Origin of the sequence: Lentibacillus populi (genome assembly GCA_014642895.1) — a bacterium.
Lineage (GTDB): Bacteria > Bacillota > Bacilli > Bacillales > Amphibacillaceae > Lentibacillus_C > Lentibacillus_C populi.
The window spans coordinates 13,370-34,333 of sequence record BMJD01000031.1 but is presented as its reverse complement, the minus strand read 5'-3'; the positions used below and the strand labels follow the sequence as shown (position 1 = coordinate 34,333).

General features: G+C 40.8%; 15 protein-coding genes. 4 read left to right on the top strand and 11 right to left on the bottom strand.

Translation table 11 applies throughout. From position 1 onward, the window contains the following. Nucleotides 1–104: 104 nt before the first annotated feature. Nucleotides 105–728 carry a DUF3298 and DUF4163 domain-containing protein gene (locus IEX12_RS16230; protein WP_088051335.1) on the top strand — a complete coding sequence of 208 codons (624 nt, stop codon included), beginning with the start codon at nt 105–107 and terminating at the stop codon, nt 726–728. 81 nt (nt 729–809) lie between these two features. Here the strand turns inward: IEX12_RS16230 and htpG are convergent, their stop codons facing one another. Beyond that, complete coding sequence (gene htpG, locus IEX12_RS16225; RefSeq protein WP_088051336.1) at nt 810–2,693, bottom strand: molecular chaperone HtpG; 1,884 nt, start codon at nt 2,691–2,693, stop codon at nt 810–812. A gap of 237 nt (nt 2,694–2,930) precedes the next feature. Here htpG and IEX12_RS16220 point away from each other — a divergent pair, with 237 nt between their 5' ends. Then, nucleotides 2,931–3,593 carry a GntR family transcriptional regulator gene (locus IEX12_RS16220; protein WP_088051337.1) on the top strand — a complete coding sequence of 221 codons (663 nt, stop codon included), beginning with the start codon at nt 2,931–2,933 and terminating at the stop codon, nt 3,591–3,593. A 202-nt stretch (nt 3,594–3,795) separates the two neighbouring features. Here the strand turns inward: IEX12_RS16220 and brnQ are convergent, their stop codons facing one another. Further along, nucleotides 3,796–5,151, bottom strand: a complete 1,356-nt coding sequence (brnQ, locus tag IEX12_RS16215; RefSeq protein ID WP_088051338.1) for a branched-chain amino acid transport system II carrier protein — start codon at nt 5,149–5,151, stop codon at nt 3,796–3,798. A gap of 229 nt (nt 5,152–5,380) precedes the next feature. Here brnQ and pdxK point away from each other — a divergent pair, with 229 nt between their 5' ends. Continuing rightward, nucleotides 5,381–6,196 (top strand): pyridoxine/pyridoxal/pyridoxamine kinase, encoded by an 816-nt coding sequence (gene pdxK, locus IEX12_RS16210; protein ID WP_188725496.1) that lies wholly within the window; start codon nt 5,381–5,383, stop codon nt 6,194–6,196. A 197-nt stretch (nt 6,197–6,393) separates the two neighbouring features. On the opposite strand, the gene IEX12_RS16205 is transcribed toward pdxK, so the two are convergent. The 6 genes from IEX12_RS16205 to csaA all read right to left on the bottom strand — a co-directional run bounded on the left by IEX12_RS16205 (nt 6,394) and on the right by csaA (nt 15,765). After that, on the bottom strand, nt 6,394–9,078 hold the full coding sequence (locus IEX12_RS16205) for a UPF0182 family membrane protein (RefSeq protein WP_088053448.1): 2,685 nt from the start codon (nt 9,076–9,078) through the stop codon (nt 6,394–6,396). Between the two features lie 198 nt (nt 9,079–9,276). Continuing rightward, complete coding sequence (gene cydC, locus IEX12_RS16200) at nt 9,277–10,995, bottom strand: thiol reductant ABC exporter subunit CydC (RefSeq protein ID WP_088051340.1); 1,719 nt, start codon at nt 10,993–10,995, stop codon at nt 9,277–9,279. Next, the gene (cydD, locus tag IEX12_RS16195; protein WP_102416376.1) at nt 10,995–12,728 is read right to left on the bottom strand and encodes a thiol reductant ABC exporter subunit CydD; all 1,734 of its coding nucleotides are present in this window, start codon (nt 12,726–12,728) and stop codon (nt 10,995–10,997) included. Before cydD ends, cydC begins: the two co-directional genes overlap by 1 nt. Before the next feature lie 48 nt (nt 12,729–12,776). Continuing rightward, nucleotides 12,777–13,790 carry a cytochrome d ubiquinol oxidase subunit II gene (locus IEX12_RS16190; RefSeq protein ID WP_102416062.1) on the bottom strand — a complete coding sequence of 338 codons (1,014 nt, stop codon included), beginning with the start codon at nt 13,788–13,790 and terminating at the stop codon, nt 12,777–12,779. Continuing rightward, complete coding sequence (locus tag IEX12_RS16185; protein ID WP_188725498.1) at nt 13,787–15,136, bottom strand: cytochrome ubiquinol oxidase subunit I; 1,350 nt, start codon at nt 15,134–15,136, stop codon at nt 13,787–13,789. Before IEX12_RS16185 ends, IEX12_RS16190 begins: the two co-directional genes overlap by 4 nt. A 299-nt stretch (nt 15,137–15,435) precedes the next feature. Continuing rightward, nucleotides 15,436–15,765, bottom strand: a complete 330-nt coding sequence (gene csaA, locus IEX12_RS16180) for a chaperone CsaA (RefSeq protein ID WP_088051343.1) — start codon at nt 15,763–15,765, stop codon at nt 15,436–15,438. 511 nt (nt 15,766–16,276) lie between these two features. Between csaA and IEX12_RS16175 the strand changes: the two genes are divergently transcribed. Next, on the top strand, nt 16,277–17,125 hold the full coding sequence (locus IEX12_RS16175; protein WP_088051344.1) for a serine/threonine protein kinase: 849 nt from the start codon (nt 16,277–16,279) through the stop codon (nt 17,123–17,125). 174 nt (nt 17,126–17,299) lie between these two features. Here the strand turns inward: IEX12_RS16175 and IEX12_RS16170 are convergent, their stop codons facing one another. Genes IEX12_RS16170 through IEX12_RS16160 form a run of 3 tightly spaced genes read right to left on the bottom strand, consistent with a single transcriptional unit; the run spans nt 17,300 to nt 20,963 of the window. Beyond that, entirely contained in the window at nt 17,300–17,797 is a 498-nt protein-coding gene (locus IEX12_RS16170; RefSeq protein ID WP_088051345.1) for a PadR family transcriptional regulator, read from the bottom strand. A gap of 12 nt (nt 17,798–17,809) precedes the next feature. Further along, a complete protein-coding gene (locus tag IEX12_RS16165; RefSeq protein WP_159457791.1) occupies nt 17,810–20,281 on the bottom strand; it encodes an ABC transporter permease in 2,472 nt (823 codons plus the stop codon). Next, nucleotides 20,250–20,963 carry an ABC transporter ATP-binding protein gene (locus IEX12_RS16160; RefSeq protein ID WP_088051347.1) on the bottom strand — a complete coding sequence of 238 codons (714 nt, stop codon included), beginning with the start codon at nt 20,961–20,963 and terminating at the stop codon, nt 20,250–20,252. The genes IEX12_RS16165 and IEX12_RS16160 overlap by 32 nt, the downstream gene beginning before the upstream one ends. Nucleotide 20,964 lies beyond the last annotated feature (1 nt).

Sequence of the window (20,964 nt, the reverse complement as noted above, 5' to 3'; positions counted from 1 at the left end):
TACTTTGACTATGCCGATAGCATCATCACATCATTTAAAATATGGACATTATCCTAGACCGTGAATAAGATACATCATAACCTTCATAAAAGGAATGATGTGAAATGGCTAATCAGCCTTTACCTGTTTCAATCCGAACAATGCTTTATCAACAACAAGGTACCACCATCCATTACCCACAACTATTTGGTTTACAAAACCCCGAGGTACAGCAACAAATTAACCAGGAAATCGTTCAACAGGTACAAACATTGATTAATCTGCAATACCAGAAGCAAGGTGCGGATTCATTTACTGAGATGATCGGTAATTATGAAATCAAAACGAACGAAAGAAATGTACTTAGCCTCTCCTCCACAAATTATGCAATCGCTTATCATTACGCACACGGGTTAACTATCATGAAGTCACTAACCTTCGATACGCAAACTGGCAAAAACTTTAATCTAAAAGACTTGTTTAAGCCTGGCAGTGATTATGTGGACGTACTGTCAGAGATTGTCCAAAAGCAAATTCAGGAACGGAATCTGGATCTCTTGGATACGTTTAAAGGAATAGAACCTGACCAGGACTATTACATTGCTGACAAAGCCCTTGTTCTTTATTTTCAGCCATACGAAATCACACCGTATTATGTCGGCTTTCCAATGTTTCCAATCTCCGTTTACAGCATCCAGGATATAATCAATGAAAATGGGCCGCTTGGGCAAATGGCAGGCAATCAATGAAGTCCATTCTGCACCCGTCCAAGTTTATGTAAAAAAAGAAGATCAACGCAGTGATCGCATTGATCTTCTTCTAGTCAGGAATTAAGAAACCATTACTTTACAAATGTCGTTCGTAAATTCAACCGGATCGTTAATTGGCATTCCCTCAATCAGTAGTGCTTGGTTAAACAATAGTTTAGTGTATAGATCCAATTTGCCATTATCTGCTGCAAACGCATCTTTTAACGATTGGAACACCTCATGATTTACGTTGATTTCCAGCACCTTATCAGCCTTGATTTGCTGGTTATCCGGCATGGCATTGATTACCTTTTCCATTTCCAGCGATATTTCCCCATCAGCAGCTAGACATACAGGATGTGATTTTAACCGTTTGGATGCCCTTACTTCCTTTACGTTATCGGCTAAAATAGTTTTCATCGCTGCAAATAACTCTTTATTGTCCTTCTCTGCTTTTTCGCTGCTTTCTTCCGTTTCATCCTCATCAATACCTAAATCGCCACTAGATATCGATTTAAATTCTTTTTCTTTATAGTTCATCAACATTTTAATCGCAAATTCATCGACTTCCTCGGTGAAATATAAGATTTCAAAGCCTTTATCTTTTACCATTTCAGTCTGTGGCAGCTTTTCAATCCGTTCATTCGATTCCCCTGCAGCATAATAGATATACTTTTGTTCTTCCGGCATTCTGGAAACGTACTCGTCCAACGTTACCATTTTCTTTTCTTTGGAAGAATAAAACATCAGTAAATCCTGCAATGTTTCTTTGTTTTGGCCAAAGTTATTGTATACACCGAATTTCAGCTGTCTGCCAAAGGATTCATAGAATTTTTCATACTTTTCCCGGTCATCCCTTTGCAAACTTAGCAGCTGATTTTTAACCTTTTTAGTAATATTTTTCGCAATTAATTTCAACTGCCTGTCATGCTGCAGCATTTCCCTCGAGATGTTTAACGATAAATCCTCAGAATCTACCATTCCTTTTACAAAGCTGAAGTGATCCGGGATGAGATCGGCACATTTTTCCATAATTAAAACACCATTAGAGTATAGCTCCAGCCCTTTTTCATAATCCTGTGAATAATAATCGTAAGGTCTATTTTCCGGGATATACAAAATAGCGTTATACCGTACTGTTCCATCAATATTAAGATGAATATGCTTTAACGGTTTATCAAATCCATACCGTTTTTCCTGATAAAAGTTCTCATAATCTTCCTCGGTCAGCTCATTTTTGTTCTTCTTCCAGATTGGAACCATACTATTAATTGTTTGTTCCTCAATATGGTCCTCATATTCGTCTTCACTGCCTTCTTTCAGCTTGCTTTCCGTTACATCCATTTTGATCGGATAACGAATAAAATCGGAATATTTTTTGATAATTGCTTTTAAACGATATTCTTCCAGAAACTCATCATAGTTTTCATCATCGGTATTCTCTTTTATTTTTAAAGTAATCGTTGTACCTAACTGATCCTTTTCAACTGGCGTAATCGTATAGCCGTCGATGCCTTTGGATTCCCATTTATATGCCTCATCACTACCGTATGCCTTACTTTCCACCGTAACAACGTCCGCTACCATAAAGGCGGCATAAAATCCGACACCAAACTGGCCAATAATGTCATAGCCATCCTTTAATTCATTTGCATCTTTAAAAGCCAACGAACCACTCTTGGCAATGGTACCTAAATTATTTTCCAGTTCTTCTTTGGTCATACCAATTCCGGTATCGATAACCTTCAGTGTTCTATTTTCTTTATCTGCTTCCACTCTTATATAGTAATTTTCTTTATTAAAACTTAAATTGTCATCCGTTAATGCTTGATAATAAATTTTATCAATCGCATCACTAGCGTTCGAAATCAGCTCTCGTAAAAATACTTCACGCTGCGAATAAATCGAGTTAATCATCAATTCCAACAGCCGCTTAGATTCTGCTTTAAACTCTTTTTTTACCATGCCGCTTCTCCCTTTCAATTGTTTATATAACCATTTTAGCACTCTGACTATACGAGTGCTAAGCTCTATTATTTTAATATCACATCCTTTTATTGCTGTCAATTAATCGCGTTTCCCAAGCTGCCATTTTCTAAAGGTAGTAGTGTATCCTGATATATTGCATATTCCCATACAATTGTTTTTCATGTATAATATAGGTGGCCCACCTAAAAATTTATTTAATAAGGATGAATTGATATGCCGATACCCTCCGATCTTACCAAACCAGTCCGCAAATCAGCAAAAGAAAATGCCTTCAGCCAGCTTCAACAATGGATTATAGATGGGACACTGCAGCCAGGAGAAAAATTGAACGACACTGAACTTGCCGAAGCACTAGGTGTCAGCAGAACACCAATCCGTGAATCTCTACAGCTGCTTGAAGTAAATGGCTTTGTTAAAATGTACCCGGGAAAGGCAACACAAGTAACAGAAGTCAGAAAAAAATCGATCAATGAGCTTCTTCCACCCTTAGCCGCGTTACAAGCATTATCCGCTGAATTGGCCATTGCTCAGCTAACGGATAAAATTACTGCATTACTTGAAACAACAAATGAGCGTTTTGCCGAAGCTATCCGTTCGGAAAATTATTATTCTGCACTAAAAATTGATGAGGAATTTCATCAAATCATTGTTGATACTGCAAATAACCAGTATATTAGCTCGATCGTTGCATCACTGCAGGCCCATGTCAGGAGACTATTCTTTCACAATTCAATTGTCTTAACGGAGAAATCAATCGATGAACATGCGGCAATTATAAAACTCATGAAAGAACGTGATAGTGAAAAAGCAGCTAAAATTATGAAGGAAAATTGGCTTCGGGCGATTGATGAGTTTTACTTTAAAAATTCTGATTAAATATATAAGCCGACCCTCTATTTATCAAAAAAGAGGACCGGCCATTTTTATCCCGCCTTAACGGGCAGTAAAACCCCCACATCAATTTTCGAATGTAGCAATGAAAAGTAAGTGGGGGATTAACTGCCCATAAAGGTCCGATTCTGTTCAACTAACATTTGGTGGGGGAGGTAAGGAAACCCCCACCAAATGAAGTTTCACTTTATGCATTTGCTGTAGATAATCGTTGGATACGAATCATAGCACCCGTAATCACTATGACTGCCAGAGCTGGAAGCAGCCATCCAAGTCCTTGATTGTACATTGGCAGCGCCCGCTCATAGAAGGAAACAATCGGTGTCATCCATCCAAAATAATCTATCCCGAGTGAATCACAAAGCGATTTCAATCCATCAAAAATACTAATTATAAACGTAACAACTGTTGCAGAAACATAGACAACACGTGAATGATTAAACAGCGGTGACAAAAATGTTAAAAGCATTAGGACGATTGCCAGTGGATAGAGAAACATTAAAACCGGAACCGAATAAGTAATAATGTTGGCAAGTCCAAAGTTTGCGATCACAAATGTTAATGTCGCAAATAATACAACAAACATTTTATAGCTGAATTTTGGAAATAACGTGTGAAAATATTCCGCACAAGCCGTTGTCAGTCCGATGCTCGTTGTCAAACAGGCTAATATAATCACAACTGCCAGCAGAATAGAGCCCAATGTTCCAAAGTAATACGATGCTGCACTGCTTAGAACCGGTCCCCCGGTCGTAAAAATCCCAAAGGCTTCTGTACTCGTAGCTCCTAAATAAGCAATTCCAACATAAATAACACCTAGTAATGCAATTGCAACAAGTCCCGACTTTGCTGTTGCATGAAGTATTCCACGATTTGATGAAATACCCATTGCACGAATCGCGTTGATAACGATGATACCGAATACCAGGGAAGCAAGTGCATCCATCGTATTATATCCTTCCAGGAAGCCTTGTATAAATGCCCCTTCATTGTATGCCTCCTGCGGTGACTGAATAGCCCCCATTGGTCGGGTAATTACCATGAATAACAGAATTCCCAACAGAATAACAATTCCTGGTGCTAATATTTTACCGATATTATCAACCAGTTTTGCGGGATTTAATGAAAACCAAAGGGTAACAGCAAAAAACAATAAGGTAAACAGTAACAAACCGCCTTGCTGAAATCCTTCCCCTACAAATGGCGCAATGCCAACCTCGTAAGCAACCGTACCTGTCCGTGGTGCCGCGAAGAATGGACCTATCGTCAAATAAAGCAGGGAAGTAAAAAAGATTGCGTAGACTGGATTAACCCTGGTTGCCAGCTCCTGCAAATTCCGGCTTCCCGAAAAACCCATTGCTAAAATTCCAAGTAACGGTAGTCCAACCCCAGTAATCAAAAAACCAATTACTGCCGGCCATATATTCGTTCCAGCATTTTGTCCGAGCTGTGCTGGGAAAATAAGGTTTCCCGCACCAAAAAATAATGCAAACAACATGACCCCGACTACGAAATAAGATGAGAATGATAGTTTAGTTTTCAATACAATCTGCCCCTCTAAGTTGTGTTTGTGCTTCTGGATCTACTGCACGTATATGCAATATATTAGTGGTTTATATATTACTAGACTTTACAGAGAAATGCAATATATTGTAATTCAACTTATAAGTTCCCCTCACTATAATACCCGACAAGAACTGTAAACAATAATTCTTTAATTTACAGGGAATTTGTTATATCCTATTTATATTAAATAATAGGGGGGAATTTATATGGCAATGAAAAAAACACTTACACTTGCTGGTTCTGATTCAAGCGGCGGGGCTGGCATTCAAGCAGATTTAAAAACCTTCCAGGAGCTTGGAGTATACGGCATGAACGCCCTTACATCTATTGTAACGATGGATCCGGATAATGGCTGGAGTCATGATGTATACCCAATTGATGTCGATGTCGTAGAAAAACAATTGAACACCATCCTATCTGTAAAAATCGATGCTATGAAAACCGGTATGCTTGGCTCAGTAGAAATCATCGAACTTGGTGCACGGAAAATAGATGAATTCAACTTGGATAAAGTTGTCATTGACCCCGTAATGGTCTGTAAAGGTGAAGACGAAGTACTGCAGCCGGAAAATACCGATGCAATGCGTGAATTACTGCTTCCCCGCGCAACCATCACAACACCAAATTTGTTTGAGGCTGGACAGCTCGCGCAAACGGGGCCAATTAAAACAATTGACGGCATGAAAGATGCTGCAGTAAAAATACATGAACTTGGTGCCAAAACGGTTGTCATCAAAGGTGGAAAAGCACTGGATCATGAAAAAGCTATTGACCTTTTTTATGATGGCAAGGAATTTACTCTGCTTGAAGAGAAGAAAATTTCCACAACCTATAATCATGGGGCAGGTTGTTCGTTTGCCGCTGCCATTACAGCTAATCTCGCCAATGGAAAATCAGTAGAAGAATCCGTTGCCGCTGCCAAAGATTTTGTTGCAGCAGCAATTGCACACGGATGGAAGCTGAACGAGTACGTTGGTCCTGTTATGCATGGGGCGTTTAACAAATTCGGGGGCATTGAATAGGAGATTTGTATAACTACCACCGAATAAAATATTAGCTGACAGCTTAGCCTATGAATTTAACGGCACCTTTCCAATTTCCCGCGGGGCTCGATCGTTTTACGGAACTTCTCCGTCACATACCAAGCACATCTAAAGTCAGGGGAACCGGCCGTTTGCCGATTCCCCTGACTTTGCTTTCCGAAATCTATCTTCTACGATTACTTATATTCCTTCAGCTTAGACTCCATTTCAGTCATAAGTTTTCCGGCTTCCTCCCAATTTCCATCTGATAATGCTTTCTGATAAGCATCAAATAGATCGGCAAACTCCTGCAATTGTTCATCTGCTTTTGTAAGTGGCTGTGCAGGCTCCTCTTGTTTATTGGCATCACTTTTATCATCCTGCTTACCATCTTTTTGGCGCTTAGGATCAATTAAATCCAGCATACTATCAAGTGCTGTTTTAAAGTCTTTTTCCATCACGATCTTGTCACCATAAGCCAAAACAACCCGCTTGACTTCTGGAAGTGACGTGGCATTGGACGATTCAATATAAATCGGCTCCACATACAAGAGCGTATCTTCAATTGGAACTGCAAGCAAATTGCCGCGAATAACATCGGATCCACCCTGCGACCATAAATTCAATTGCTTGGAAATATCACTGTCCTGATTGATCCGATTTTCAATTTGCTGTGGACCGTAAATATTCTTCTGCTTGGGAAAGCGGTAGACAAACAACTCTCCGTAATGGTCACCGTCATTACGAACTCCCATCCAGGCAATCATATTTTGCCGCTTTTTCGGAGTGTATGGCATCATTAAAATAAACTCTTCCTGATCTTCCTCCTGCAGCTTCATTGTCATATAATACGGTTCCATTTCGATATCTTCATTAAAATATTTCTCCGTTGGGAACTGCCAAAAATCCTCCCGATTATAAAATACCTCCAAATTTTTCATATGATAGGTTCCGTACATGGAAGCTTGAACCTTGAATAGCTTCTCAGGGTACCGGAAATGTGCCTGAATGTCTTCTGGTATGTCTGTCGTAAATAACTGCGGGAAGATATTTTGATACGTTTGCATCAATGGATCATCTGGCTGAACGACATAAAATTTCACTTCACCAGTATATGCATCAACACTCACCTTTACCGGGTTTCGTATATAATTCGAATCGCCCTGATAAGGCTCGGCGTATGGATAACGTTCCGCTGTCAAATAAGCATCAACGATCCAGACAAGCGTTCCATCGTCCCGAACGACAATATACGGATCCTTGTCATAGGAGAAGAACGGCGCAATCCGTTTAATGCGATCCATAATATTTCTTGTGTCAAGTAATTGACTTTCATCCGTGATTTGATCCGATACGAACATCCGGAAAGAACCTTCATTCAGCGCAAACAATAGTCGTTTAATGCCCTTCAGCGGAATTCCACTGTCAGCCTCAAACCGGGTTTCCTCATTTTCATCCCCTGAAGGATAATCAAATTCATCAACTTTACTGTTCACAATTACATTTTGATAGGATTCCTCCCCAAAGTAGATTTGTGGACGTTTAATATCCAACACACCCTCCGGGGGGAGATTCTTCATCATATATTCCGGCTGCCCCTGTTCGGTAACCTGGTTCACGTGGCTCATTGCAACTCCATATCCATGCGTATAGCGCAAATAACGGTTCACCCACGTTTTTGCCTGATCCGGAAGATCCTCTGTGCTAAGTTCCCTCGATCCAAGAAAAACCTGTTCATAATCCCCATCTATCTGATAGCGATCAATGTCAACATCATTAAATTTATAGTACGTTCGAAACGTCTGTAATTGGTTATATACTTCCAAAAGCGGTCTCGCATCGTTCATCCGGATGTTATCAATAGTTTGTTTATTCCGGTCAATCATGGCTTCACTAAGCGAATAATTTCCCGGGTGTTCCTTTTCTTTAACCTTATCGAGGTCATATGCAGCCCTCGTTAATGTCAAATTATGTTTCAAATAAGGACCTTCTTTGGCAAATTCATTTGGCGAAACGATAAAATTCTGTACGACAGCGGAAGCTCCCTGGCCTACAAGCAAAAGCGCAATATAGACGGCTGCAGGAGTTACCATCGACCGCAATTTTCCGCGTATTAAAGCGATAATCATCCAAACGGAGCCGGCCACTGCAGCAAATGCAAGCACGTAGGCCTTAGGGATGTTAATAACTTTATCGGTGTAACTTAATCCATGAATTACGCTGTCCTGAAAAAGGTTCACCTTACTAGTTAAAAGGGTCTCATAAGGTGCCAGCAAATGATTCCCGGCTAATAACAATCCAATTACAGCAAGTGTTATCCCAAGGTGCAATTGCGCGAAACGGCTTAATCGGTACATGTGGAATACCGAGTACGCACCGATTTCAATCAACAAGAAAAAGATGGTTAATGACAATAGTAGCGAGACAACAAATTTTAAAAACGGCAATATAAACATGTAAAACGAAACATCCAGATTAAAATATGGATCCGTTTGTTCAAAAGAGGCATAGTGGATTAGCTTCAACGCTCTTTCCCAGCCAAATCCTTGTGTGAGCATACTCCCAAATAAACCAATAAAAATGGAAATACCAAGCATGATAAGCATTATCCATTTTCGCGTCAACAAAATTTTGGGCAATTGATGACGATCAAAATGACGTAAGTATGACTGCAAAATCCAGTACAATGTGATAAAAGTACCAGCCGCAAATAGGACAAATCCAATTGCACCAAGTACTATTTTGCTTCCTAAAGTCGTTGTAAATACTTGCTCAAATCCAAGCGAATCCATCCATATGTAATCCGTCAATATTTTAACGGAGGATAAACCAATCACGGCAAGTAATATAACAATAAGAATGATGTAGCCAATCCAGTTCATTGGTTTTTTCCATTTAATGAACGAATTGCCATGAAACAATTTATTCAGATTCAAAGTAATCCCCCTTCCCTTAAATCTTTCCTTTCCAATAATACTCGAATTATAGTAAGAAGCAAACCATGTTCAACCGGTTTCTCCTTAATAGTACGAATGGGAGGGGGAAAAGTTTCATTAGTAATGGTTATAATAATAAAAGCACTACAGCAAACCTTTTTCTATTTCTTTCATCTTGTAAAAATAGCCTTTTCGTTCAATTAGTTCTGCAAATGTACCAGATTCAATAATCTTTCCTTGCTCCATTACGATAATCTGATCCATTTTTTCCAGACCAGTTAAACGATGGCTCACTAATACGAGTGTATCGTCTTTCGCTTGTTTAAAAAGCCGCTCATAAATGGCTTGCTCGGTCAGAGCATCTATAGACGAGGTGGGCTCATCCAACAGCCAGAGCCGCCCTCCCTTCAGCATTACACGGGCAATCGCCAGCCTTTGTTTTTCACCACCTGACAGATTTTCTCCCTTTTCAAAAATAGGATCAGCTAAGGAAAGATGCTCCAATCGCACGTTGGCTAGTGCATTTTCCATCTGTTCATCAGTCAAGTTATCTTTAGCCAAAAGCAAGTTATCCCGGACGGTACCAAAGAAAAAGTGGTTTTCCTGCAAAACAACTTTAGCTACATTCCAGATGCTCGTTTGATCAATTGTGCCGATGGAAACACCATCGAATAAAATATTTCCCTGATCAGCCTTGTATATTTTTAAAAGCAGCTGTAACAATGTCGATTTCCCCGAGCCACTCGGCCCAACGATAGCTGTCTTGGAACCTGCTGGCAAACGTAAAGATACATCTTGAAAAGCTGTTCTCCATTCATCTGGAAAACGGAAAGTAACATCATTCAATTCAATCGAGGGCGCTTTATGATGCTCCAGCTGTTTCAGATCTTCCTGTATCTCTTCCTCCACTTTTTCCTCACGAACAATAGAGAATAGGCGAGTTGCTGCTCGTTTGCAGTCTTGCAAATAGATAGGAAGAACAGCCATTGGCGATGCATCCTCAAAAACCGTCAATGAAATCATTACAAGCATCGCAAGGAATATCCCTTCCAGCTCGCCTTCCACTACAAAATAGGCACCCAGCGCCAGGATAAACCACGATACTATTAGTGATATAAACGTATTTACAGATTGGCTATACATCATGTTGATGCCTTCCTGTTCTTGCTCTTTAATATACGCCTCAGATGAATGGATTAGTGATCGCTCTTTCTCCTCTAGCTTCTGGTAGATTTTCAAATCACGAAAACCGTGGAGAAATTCAGTAACCTCCGTCGATAGTTCTCCCCTTCCCTCGCGTATTCGACTGGCAATTTTCGCCTGCCTCACTGCAAATAATACAGGGACAACAAAAACTGTTATTATAAGTCCAATAAGTAAGGCGAGCGCTGCATAAATAGAAAAGAAGGATGTGAATAGAATGGTACTCAAAAACACGATCGTCAACACAATCGGTGGATAAAAAATTCGTAAAAAGAAATTCTGTAAACGTTCCACATCGCCAACAATTCGCGCCAGCAGATCCCCGCTTCGGTAATTTTGCAAAATTCCCGGGGCTAATGGTTCCAGTTTTTCAAAGAAAAAAATACGCAAATTACTTAAAATCGTAAATGTCGCCCGGTGGGAAAAATACCGCTCCAGATAACGGCTAATCGCCTTGGTAAAACCGAGCAGCTTCACTGTAGACGTTAAAATAATTAACGCATAAATAGGAGGGGCCAAGGCTGCTTTGGAAATCAAGTATCCACTTGCAGCAAAAAGCCCGACAGCAGCTATACCAGCAACAAAGCCAAACAGAATCGAATAAAAAATATCCTTTTTTTCCGCCATCATTAACTTAACAACAATTGCTAAATCTTTCATTATTCTGCAATCCCTCCCTGTTGAACCGACACCATGTCACGATATGCTGCCACTGTGTTCATCAGCTGATGATGGGTACCAGCTGCAATCAACCGGCCATTTTCCAGGAAAAGAATGCTATCTGAATGCTTAATAGTATGAAGACGGTGGGCAACGGTAATTACTGTAGCATTCTTGGACAATTGCCTCATCGAACGTTGTAACATTCGTTCTGTATAAAGATCAAGCCCGGTGGTTGGTTCATCAAAAAGAATCACCGATGGCTGCTTCAAAAACGCTCTTGCCAGGGCAACCCGCTGTTTTTCACCGCCCGAAAGTCCTCTGCCCGCCTCCCCGATAGCTGTATCATACCCTGCATCAAGTGATTGAATCATCTCCGCAATTCCCGCCTGCTCAGCAGCCTGCTCTACTTCACTACGGGATGCATCATGATTCCCGCCGATGGCAATGTTTTCTGCTATCGTACCGGAGAAAATATACGGATGCTGCGAAATATAACTCAATTGATTAAACCAGTCCTTTTCTTTGTAAACTGATAACGGCTGCCCATTAACAAGAATACTTCCGGTTGACGGCGCAACTAATCCAGCGAGCAAATGTAATAGTGTTGTTTTCCCCGACCCACTCTCGCCGACAATGGCAATTTGCCCGTATGACGGTATCTCTGCGTTTATATTCTTTAAGGCAAACTGTTCTTCTCCATAGCTAAAGCCTGCGTCTTGTAATACAATAGCTGGCGGGGTCGACTCTATTTGCAAGCTTTGATTCTCCCATTGAACGCCAGAGTCTTTTTCAGCTAATTCAGCAAACACCTTATTGGCTGCACCCATACTGCTTTTTCCGTTATGAAAAGCACTTCCCAGTTCCTTTAAAGCATTATAAAACTCGGGTGCAAGCACTAATACGAAGAAACCGATAAAAAAGGAAATGCTTTCATAAATAATTAATTGGATAGATACCTCAAGGGCAATAATCCCGATACTGAGCATTGAAATCAGCTCTAACATGAACGACGAAGTAAAGGCAATCTTTAAGATCTTCATGGTCGCATCACGAAACCCGATACTGCTTTGTTCGATCGCTTGTTTTTGCTGTGTTGCCCGTCCAAATAATTTAAGTGTGACAAGCCCCTGTAAAATATCAAGAAACCGGCCTGAAAATGCCCCAAGCTGCTCCATCTGCTCTTCTGACTTTTTCTTCGTTTGCATACCAATAATGACCATAAAAATTGGAATAAACGGTGCTGTAATAGTCATAATCAGGCCCGTATTGACATGCTGCGTAAAGACCACAATCAGAATGAAAAGCGGAATAAAGGAAGTGCGCATCACTTGTGGAATGTATTGACTAAAATAGCTATCCACTTGATCAACAGCGTCCATCATAACACTCACTCTTTCACCCGATTGCCCACGTAATGAGGCCTGTACAGGGTTACTTGCGTATTTATTTAAAAGGGCCTTGCGAAAATCAGCCTTTGCTATTGCAGCCATCCTTACACCTGTCCGACTACTTACATAAGCAGATATGGTTCTTATCAACAGAACGATCAGCAATCCCACCAAAAATGGCAGGATCGCTTTATAGGATTGCCCTTGTAAAAAAACACCATCAACAATCCGGACAAAAAGATAAGCCTGTCCAATAATAGCCCCACTGGTTATGACAGCTAAAATCAGCAAAAAAACCAGACTGCTTTTCTGTTTAAATGCTACTTCTTTTAAATTACGCACCATTGATCAATTCCCCTATTTTAAAATCGTCAAATGTTAGTTACACTATTATCTTTTGCCTTTCACGTAATCCGCATCGAATAAAAACAGCCTCATTAATAAAATCAAGGAGGGAATTAACAAACACAATCCCGCAATAAATGCAACTATCAATGCAAATCCCATTGACTGATGTGTAGCACCCTCTGTAATCGTAATATACGGATCAAGGATATATGGCAAATGTCCCGCTCCATAGCCGAAAAAGGCAAAGAAGAATTGGAACATCACGCTTATAAAAGCAAGTCCATAATGTTTTCCTTGATAAAGCAGGGCCATTGCAATCAGGAAAAATCCGACAGATAAGCCGAACATCCACCATAAATCAAGCATTGCTTCATAATGTCTTTGGTTATGCTGACTTAATGCAATAAATGCCGTAAGACTGGCAATGATCGTTGGAACACTCCAAAATAAAGCGTATTTCCTCACGAGCGTTAATGCCGGCCTGTCATTTGCCCTTGCAGCATAAAACGTTAAAAATGTAGCACTGATAAAAAGCACCGATACGATCGCTAAAAATACCACACTCCATGAATATGGATTGGTAAATAACTTGAAATACTTCAGGGAAACAACCCCATTTTCTTCAACGATAAAGCCACCTTCTGATAATGTTAATGCCATAGACAATGATGCCGGAATCAACAAACCTGTTGCGCCATACAGAAACATGTATACATTGCTCTTTTTTGAGCCATAATTTTCAAATGCATAAAAAGAACCCCGAATCGCCAGCAGTATAATCGCAATACTTCCCGGAACCAGCAGCGCGGTACCGTAATAATGAGCGGTATCTGGAAAGAACCCGACGACACCGACAAAGAAGAATACGAAAAATACGTTCGTCACTTCCCATACCGGTGATAAATATCTGGAAATTAATTGATTCATCACATGATCTTTCTTCGTAATTTTGGCGTAATATGCATAGAATCCCGCGCCAAAGTCTACGGAAGCTACGATCAGATAACCGTAGAGAAAAATCCATAAAACGGTAATTCCAATCATTTCATAACTCATGAATCATCACCCTTTTCTATCGTTGGGTACAATTTTTCCAATTCCTCTTCAGCAGGATTCGAACGAAACATTTTCCGTAAAGTCACAGTACAAAGTGTTCCCAACACGATATACAAACCTAAAAACAACCAGAACATCAGTCCAATATAAGGGGAGGATGTTGCGGCCTCCTCTACCGTCATATAGCCCCGAATAATCCACGGCTGGCGGCCCTCTTCGGCAAGAATCCAGCCAAACTCGATCGCCAAAAATGCTAATGGTCCAGATAGAAAAATTAATATAAGCAGACCTTTATTATGTTCATTCCACTTTTTCACCTTACTTAAGATGAGATAAAGCATTGACACTGCTAAAAGAAAAATGCCAATAGCGGTCATTAAGTCAAACATATAATGGATCCAAAGCGGTGGTCTTACTTCTTCAGGAAATTCCTCCAACCCTGTTACTTCACTATTAAAGTCGCTGTGTGCCAGAAAGCTCAACAATTTAGGGAACCGAAACTCGTACCTCGGTTCGTTCTGCTCGTCAAGCCAGCCAAACATTATCAAGTCTGCCCCTTTTTCTGTTTCAAAGTGCCATTCAGCTGCAGCCAATTTTTCTGATTGGTGTTCAGCAAGAAATTTAGCCGACAGGTCTCCGGCTATAGCGGTTAGGGATGCAAATATGAACGTAACTGTAACGGTAAGCTTTAATGCCTTTTTATGATAGTCAGAAGCTTTTTTTCGTAACATCATAAAGGCAGAAATTGCTGCAAGAATAGCCGCACACGTTACATACGCCGAAGTTAATACATGAAACACTTTAGATGGGGTGGCTGGATTAAACATTGCGGTAATTGGATTGACCGCTGCAAACGCGCCATTTGCCATTGTGAATCCTTCCGGTGTGTTCATAAAGGCATTAACAGTAGTAATAAATATCGCGGAAAGCCCGCCGCCTATGACAACCGGTAGCGATAACAACCAGTGGGTGAACGGCTTTTTAAACCGATCCCAAGTGTATAAATACATGCCAAGAAAAATGGCCTCAAAGAAAAACGCAAACACTTCCATAAACAACGGCAGACTAATCACATTGCCAGCAACCTGCATAAATTCCGGCCATACAAGCGATAATTGCAAACCAATAGCGGTTCCGGTTACAACACCAACTGCAACTGTAATCACAAAGCCGCGTGCCCAGCGCCTGGCTAGCATCCTATAGTGCGGGTCCTTTTTCTTGACTCCTATGAATTCTGCAATCGAGATCATTAATGGGATCCCTACTCCAAGCGTTGCGAATATGATATGAAAGCCAAGCGTCATCGTTGTAATCAACCTGCTCATCAAGACCGGATCAACATTCATCACGATAAAACCTCCCTGCTCATTTGCTCACTACTGATCAAAGTCTATTATATCTTTTAACTACTACCCCTAAGTTTCCCCATTATGAGCGGAATTAAGCAATAAGGATAATAGTTGAAATAAACCTATTTACACTTTACAGATAGTATAAACCATTTTGCTGGAAAAGAAAGATCATAGTCATGACAAATAAGTGACATTTAAGAAAGTGCCATTTTTATCCACGCCTGGCAAGTGGAAAAGGAAATGGCCGAAAATACAATTTGCATGTTCAGCCATTTCGTATAAACGTTATGCTGTTATCCAACAGGCGAACCATTGTCAATTGCTTCATCCGGTCTTAGCAGTACTACATCGCCTTCCCCTGGCATACCGCCGAGAACCAGTACCTCCGACTTAAAACCGGCAACACGCATTGGCGGAAAGTTTACTACCGCGGCTACTTGACGACCAACTAGCTGATCAGGCTCATATCGTTTCGTAATTTGCGCCGATGATTGTTTAACACCAATTTCCCCAAAGTCAATTTCTAATTTAATTGCCGGTTTTCGCGCCTCCGGAAATGGCTCAGCCTTTAGTATAGTACCTATACGAATATCCAGCTTCATGAAATCCTCAATTGTTGCCATTACTATAGCCTCCCATTTTAATTTGACCCAATTTTACACCATTTCAGTGCTAAATGGTATTCTGCAAGCCGACAAAAGGTAATGGGAACCCATTTAAAAGACCGCTATACTATTAAATGTACTATGCTATCCTCTATAGTTATTCGATTCAATTCTTCATTTTTCGGTCATTTTATTCATTCGAATTGATAATCCCTGCCATACGATAAACTGCATTGATAAAGTCAACGATGGCAGAAAGGTTCAACTTTAATCAATGCAGTAGGATTCAATCAAATAAAGGAGGGAAAACGCACATGACTTACTTTGGTGAAGTAACTCCAGCTGCAACAAACAGCTCTTCTGTAACCGGAACGAGTAATAGCGGTACCTCAGCTGATGGCGAAACTGATTAACTAGTCATCATCAGGAAAGGGATGCTAGGTGTGTGGATGATCCTGGTCTTAGGGGGTCGTCCACTCCCTGCTAATTCCGATCCTAAATCAGATGACAGCAAGGAGGAGTTTAAACCATGACAACTGACACCGAAGGAAACCAAACTAACGGGCAACTAACCGATAATCCTGCGTTCATTAAGGAGGGGGATTATCTTTTTCCCAGGTATACCGTTATAGAACTCATGCGTCGTGGAAAAGACTGCGACGTCTATCATGTGTGGAGTGAGGATCGTTACTGTAGCTGTATTGGAAAATGCCTGCGACCAGACCGGTTGGAAAAGCGTGCTGCCAAGGAACGGTTGATACGGGAAGGAGAATACTTAAAAAGATTAACCCATCCAAACCTTGTTCGTGCCTATGAGGTTCACAACGATCCTTTCCCGATCATGATACAGGAAACGCTAACCGGTCAAACGCTTCATCACCTGGTCAAGACACAGCAGAACCGTCGTCTGTCCGTGAAGCAATTGGCTCATTTGGGTGCTCAATTATGTTCTGTTATGCATTACCTTCATCAAGAAGGAATATTACATTTAGATTTAAAACCATCCAATATCATTAATCAACCTCCATTGGCTAAAGTAATTGACCTTAGTATTGCAGCTCAACCAGGGGAAATAAAAAAAGGTGCTGGGACACGCCAATTCATGGCGCCCGAACAAGCTCGCGGTGACCAATTGACCACTGCAGCAGACATATGGGGAATCGGTGCAGTACTATTTTTTGCTGCTACCGGGAATGCGCCATTTCAAACCTATGATGGCAATCGATATGATCAATTAGAACGGTGTGCGGAAAAAGTTCAAACCTGTCGCCGCTTACCAGCTAATTTCGCTAACATCATTAACCGCTCGCTTCACCCTAACCCATTGCAACGTCCAAAAATCGAGGAAATAGCATCAACCATGAAGCAGCATTACTAATTGAAAATGCTGCTCCTTCGGTTAATTTAAATTGACTGGTCTGGGCGGGAGTTTATTTTTTAAAAACCTTCTTGAACGTTTACACACCAATTTTTATGCTAACTAATATGGTGTCCTGAAAAACAGGCTGAAAAAAAGTGCCCAACCTAATTTCAGTTTGAGCACGACCTATCGTTAATCCTTCGCAATCATATCCAGCCATTTTATGTCCGCTTCCAAATGAAGCAACGCCCCTTCTACAAGCAGCTTCATTGTTTGATTCCCAGCTTGGTTCATCTGTTTTTTAAATTGCGTAAGGTGCAGGACATCTTTTATAATTGTCTGCTTCTGCACCTGAATCATATTTTGTTTTTCCTGGTAATCTACGTGACTGGCACAGAGGTATTTAAAATAAAACTCGTCTTTGAGCAAAGAACGCTCTACAGGATTTTTTAGCCAGTTCCATAGTTCTTTTTTTCCTTGTTCGGTGATCGTATATAGTTTACGATCCTTCTTATCATGTCCCGGTGATTCAACGAGATTATCCCGCTCCAACCTGTCAAGTGTCGTATATACCTGACCGGCATTGAGCGGCCACATGCTTTGAACAAGTTCATCAAAACCTGTTTTTAACTCATAACCATGGCTCGGTTTCTCATATAGTAATGCGAGTAATGAGTGTTTTACAGACATAAGTATCCCCGCTTATTCATAAGATATCGCTTCCTTAACCGGAACTCGTGATGCCGTGATGCTTGGCAACCATGCTGCAACCATTGTAAATAGTATACCACCTGCAACTGCCAAAAATAAACTTACCCACGGAACCGTAAAACTTAATAGTGCCTGCGCTTGATCAGACTGTGCGTTTAAGTAGGTAGCAAGAATGCCATAAACAACCCCTACAACCACACCGGTAACCCCAATAATTAATCCCTCTGCAATGATCATAAATTTGACTTGCCGTTTTGTAAAACCGATTGCCCGCATCGTACCAATTTCCTTTATCCGCTCAAGTGTATTCATAAATAGTGTATTACTAACCCCTATAGCGGATAGCGCTATAACTAAAAGAAGCAGCCCCTGCATAAGCTCATTCATTCCAGTTAACGCGTTGGTCGATTGTTCTACCCGTTGCGATAAACTCGATATACTTGAAAGTTCCTCCCCATAATTTTCCGATAGCTTCGAATATATGAATGGAATACTTGCTTTTCCGTTTGTAACTATCGCCACGTGAAACAGATGGGACCAATTTAGAACCTCCCCAAGTATTGACTCTTCTACAAATGCTACATAACTTGTATAGTGGGAGGTCTGCACACTCCCTTTTACATAGAAATCCGTCTTTCCAGCGGGAGTATTTAATGTAATATGATCTCCAACTTCGCCACCCCACTCAGCCAATGCGCGTTCTCCGAGATAAAGTTGCGGGAACCCGGCCACTTCCTTGGCTTCATCTGAAATACGAAAGAATGCAGCTTTATCTGGATCACCTGAGTAGCTCATGATGGAAAATTCCCTGTCTTCACCAGCTTTGGTTTGCCACGTAACATTTGGAATGTCTGCAAATCGATAAACATTTGCAGTACCTTCGATTCCTTGAATAACATCTAGATCATCATCCTGCCATGGTGTTTCCTTCATGACATGGATATCGCCACCAAATGTACTGCGAACTTCATCCTCCATTCCATCTGGAAGTGATTCAAGAGCCGCACTCATAAACATTGCCAAACTAACACCAATTGCTAGCATTGCGGATGTATTTGCATTACGATTTTCAAACAGGCTGACTGATCGAACTGCCTGCTTTCCAGCGAACCGAAAAGTGATCTGAAATAAGGGATTGATAATTCTTAGAATTGCTCGCATAAACAATGGGTACAAAAGGACAAGCCCGACAAAGAGCAGTAAAAATGCCCAAGCGTTATCAATCAATCCTATTCCGGTACATATAATACCTGCGATTATCCGGATAATACTTGCTCTTTTGCCGCCCTGCCGTGATACTGTCCGATCAACCATTGCTTCCAAAACTGGTGTTTTACCCGCCCGATAAACAGGGATAGCAGCAGCCAAGAAAGGAAATAGAAGCCCAACTGTTGCCGAAATAGTAAGCGGTGCCGCCAATTCCATATCGTATGTAATATCCTGCGAGGCAATTGCTGACATCAGCATTTCCTGAAAGAAATCACCAAACCAAATACCAAGCGGGAGCCCAACAACAGTTCCTATTAAGGAAAGAAGTCCGATTTCCTGAAGAACCAAACGATAAATACCTTTAGTTGTATAGCCTAAACTTTTCATCACAGCGAATTCTTTTCTTCGTTCAATAATACCCGCATAAATCATGTTAAACGCAATAAACCCGCTGATAAATATAGATAAAATGGCTATTATATCGAACGTATAGTATAGACCTTCCACATCATTATTTTGCCTGTCATCCATAACGACTGGCTGCACGAATAAATCAGATAATGCAAGCTCTGCTTGATAAGCAGCAAGAAGCTCATCCTTTTTTGAACCATCGTTTGTTACAAATCTATAGCTGGTAATCTGCCCTTTTGCTCCAGTCCATTCTTGCAAAATATCAAGCGGAACCATAACTTGTGAAGAACTGACACTCGCCTGTTCCTTTGTCCGGGGACTGCTTAGCATCGAGCCCTCATAAACAATTGCGGTAACGTCCATACTGCCCATATTTTTAAATGTAACCGTATCGCCTATTCCCTTTTTCCAAAGCTTTGCAGCATTCTCCGTAATAATAAGCCCTTCCTCGGAAATATCACCCTCTTTTACAGGAAGTTCAAATAAACCATTATCGAAAGTTGATACACCTGTGAACCGTACAGATGTCTGCGCCGGATTCATTCCATCTATTTCTGCAATTCCTCGTTTAAGTAAAATGGCATTTTCCTTTTTGACTTCATCTCGGGTGAATAACCAGTCTAGTTCCTTCTGTTGAAAAACACGATTATTACTTTGAATCCAAAAATCCGTATCACCCATATACATTTTTTCATATCTTTCAAGTGTACTTGAAGTTGTCTGTTTTGCAATGAGCATTGCTGTCATAACAACCACGCCAAGAATGATGGCAATAAGCGTAAAGAGAAAACGTTTTTTATACCTGGTCAAATTACGCCATGAAACGCGAAAGGAACTCAGCATAATCATCATCCTCCCTTTTTACTTCGGTCTCAATGATCCCATCTTTAAACAGGACAATACGATCCGCATAGCCTGCGGAAAACATGTCATGTGTCACCATAACAATTGTCTGCCCTCTGTCCTGATGAAAGGAGGACAATAACTCTAAAATATCGCTTGAATGCTCCCTATCTAAATTACCAGTTGGTTCATCTGCAAGCAGAATGGCCGGTTTGTTAATTAGTGCACGGGCAATTGCTACGCGCTGTTGCTGTCCCCCACTCAATTCGTGCGGAAATCGTTTGCCATAGCCTTTTAAATCCACAGCATCCAAAAGATCATAAATAGCCTCTGTATCAATCTTTCTGCCACTCGCATGCATTGGAAACGCTATATTTTCATAGACTGTTAATGTTGGAAGGAGCTGATAGTTTTGAAACACAAAACCTATCTTTTGGCGTCTTATAATGGTCCGTTTTTTTTCTGATTTTGTTTCTAATTTTACACCATCCAGTGCAATCGAGCCTTCCGTTGGGATATCCAACCCACCAAGCAGCTGAAGAAGCGTACTTTTCCCTGACCCACTTGGCCCCATAATGGCTACAAACTCACCTTGTTTGACAGAAAAGTCAACACCCTTTAGTATGGGTATCACCTCTCCCCCAGCTTTATACTCTTTTTTAACACCTTTCGTATGAATCATA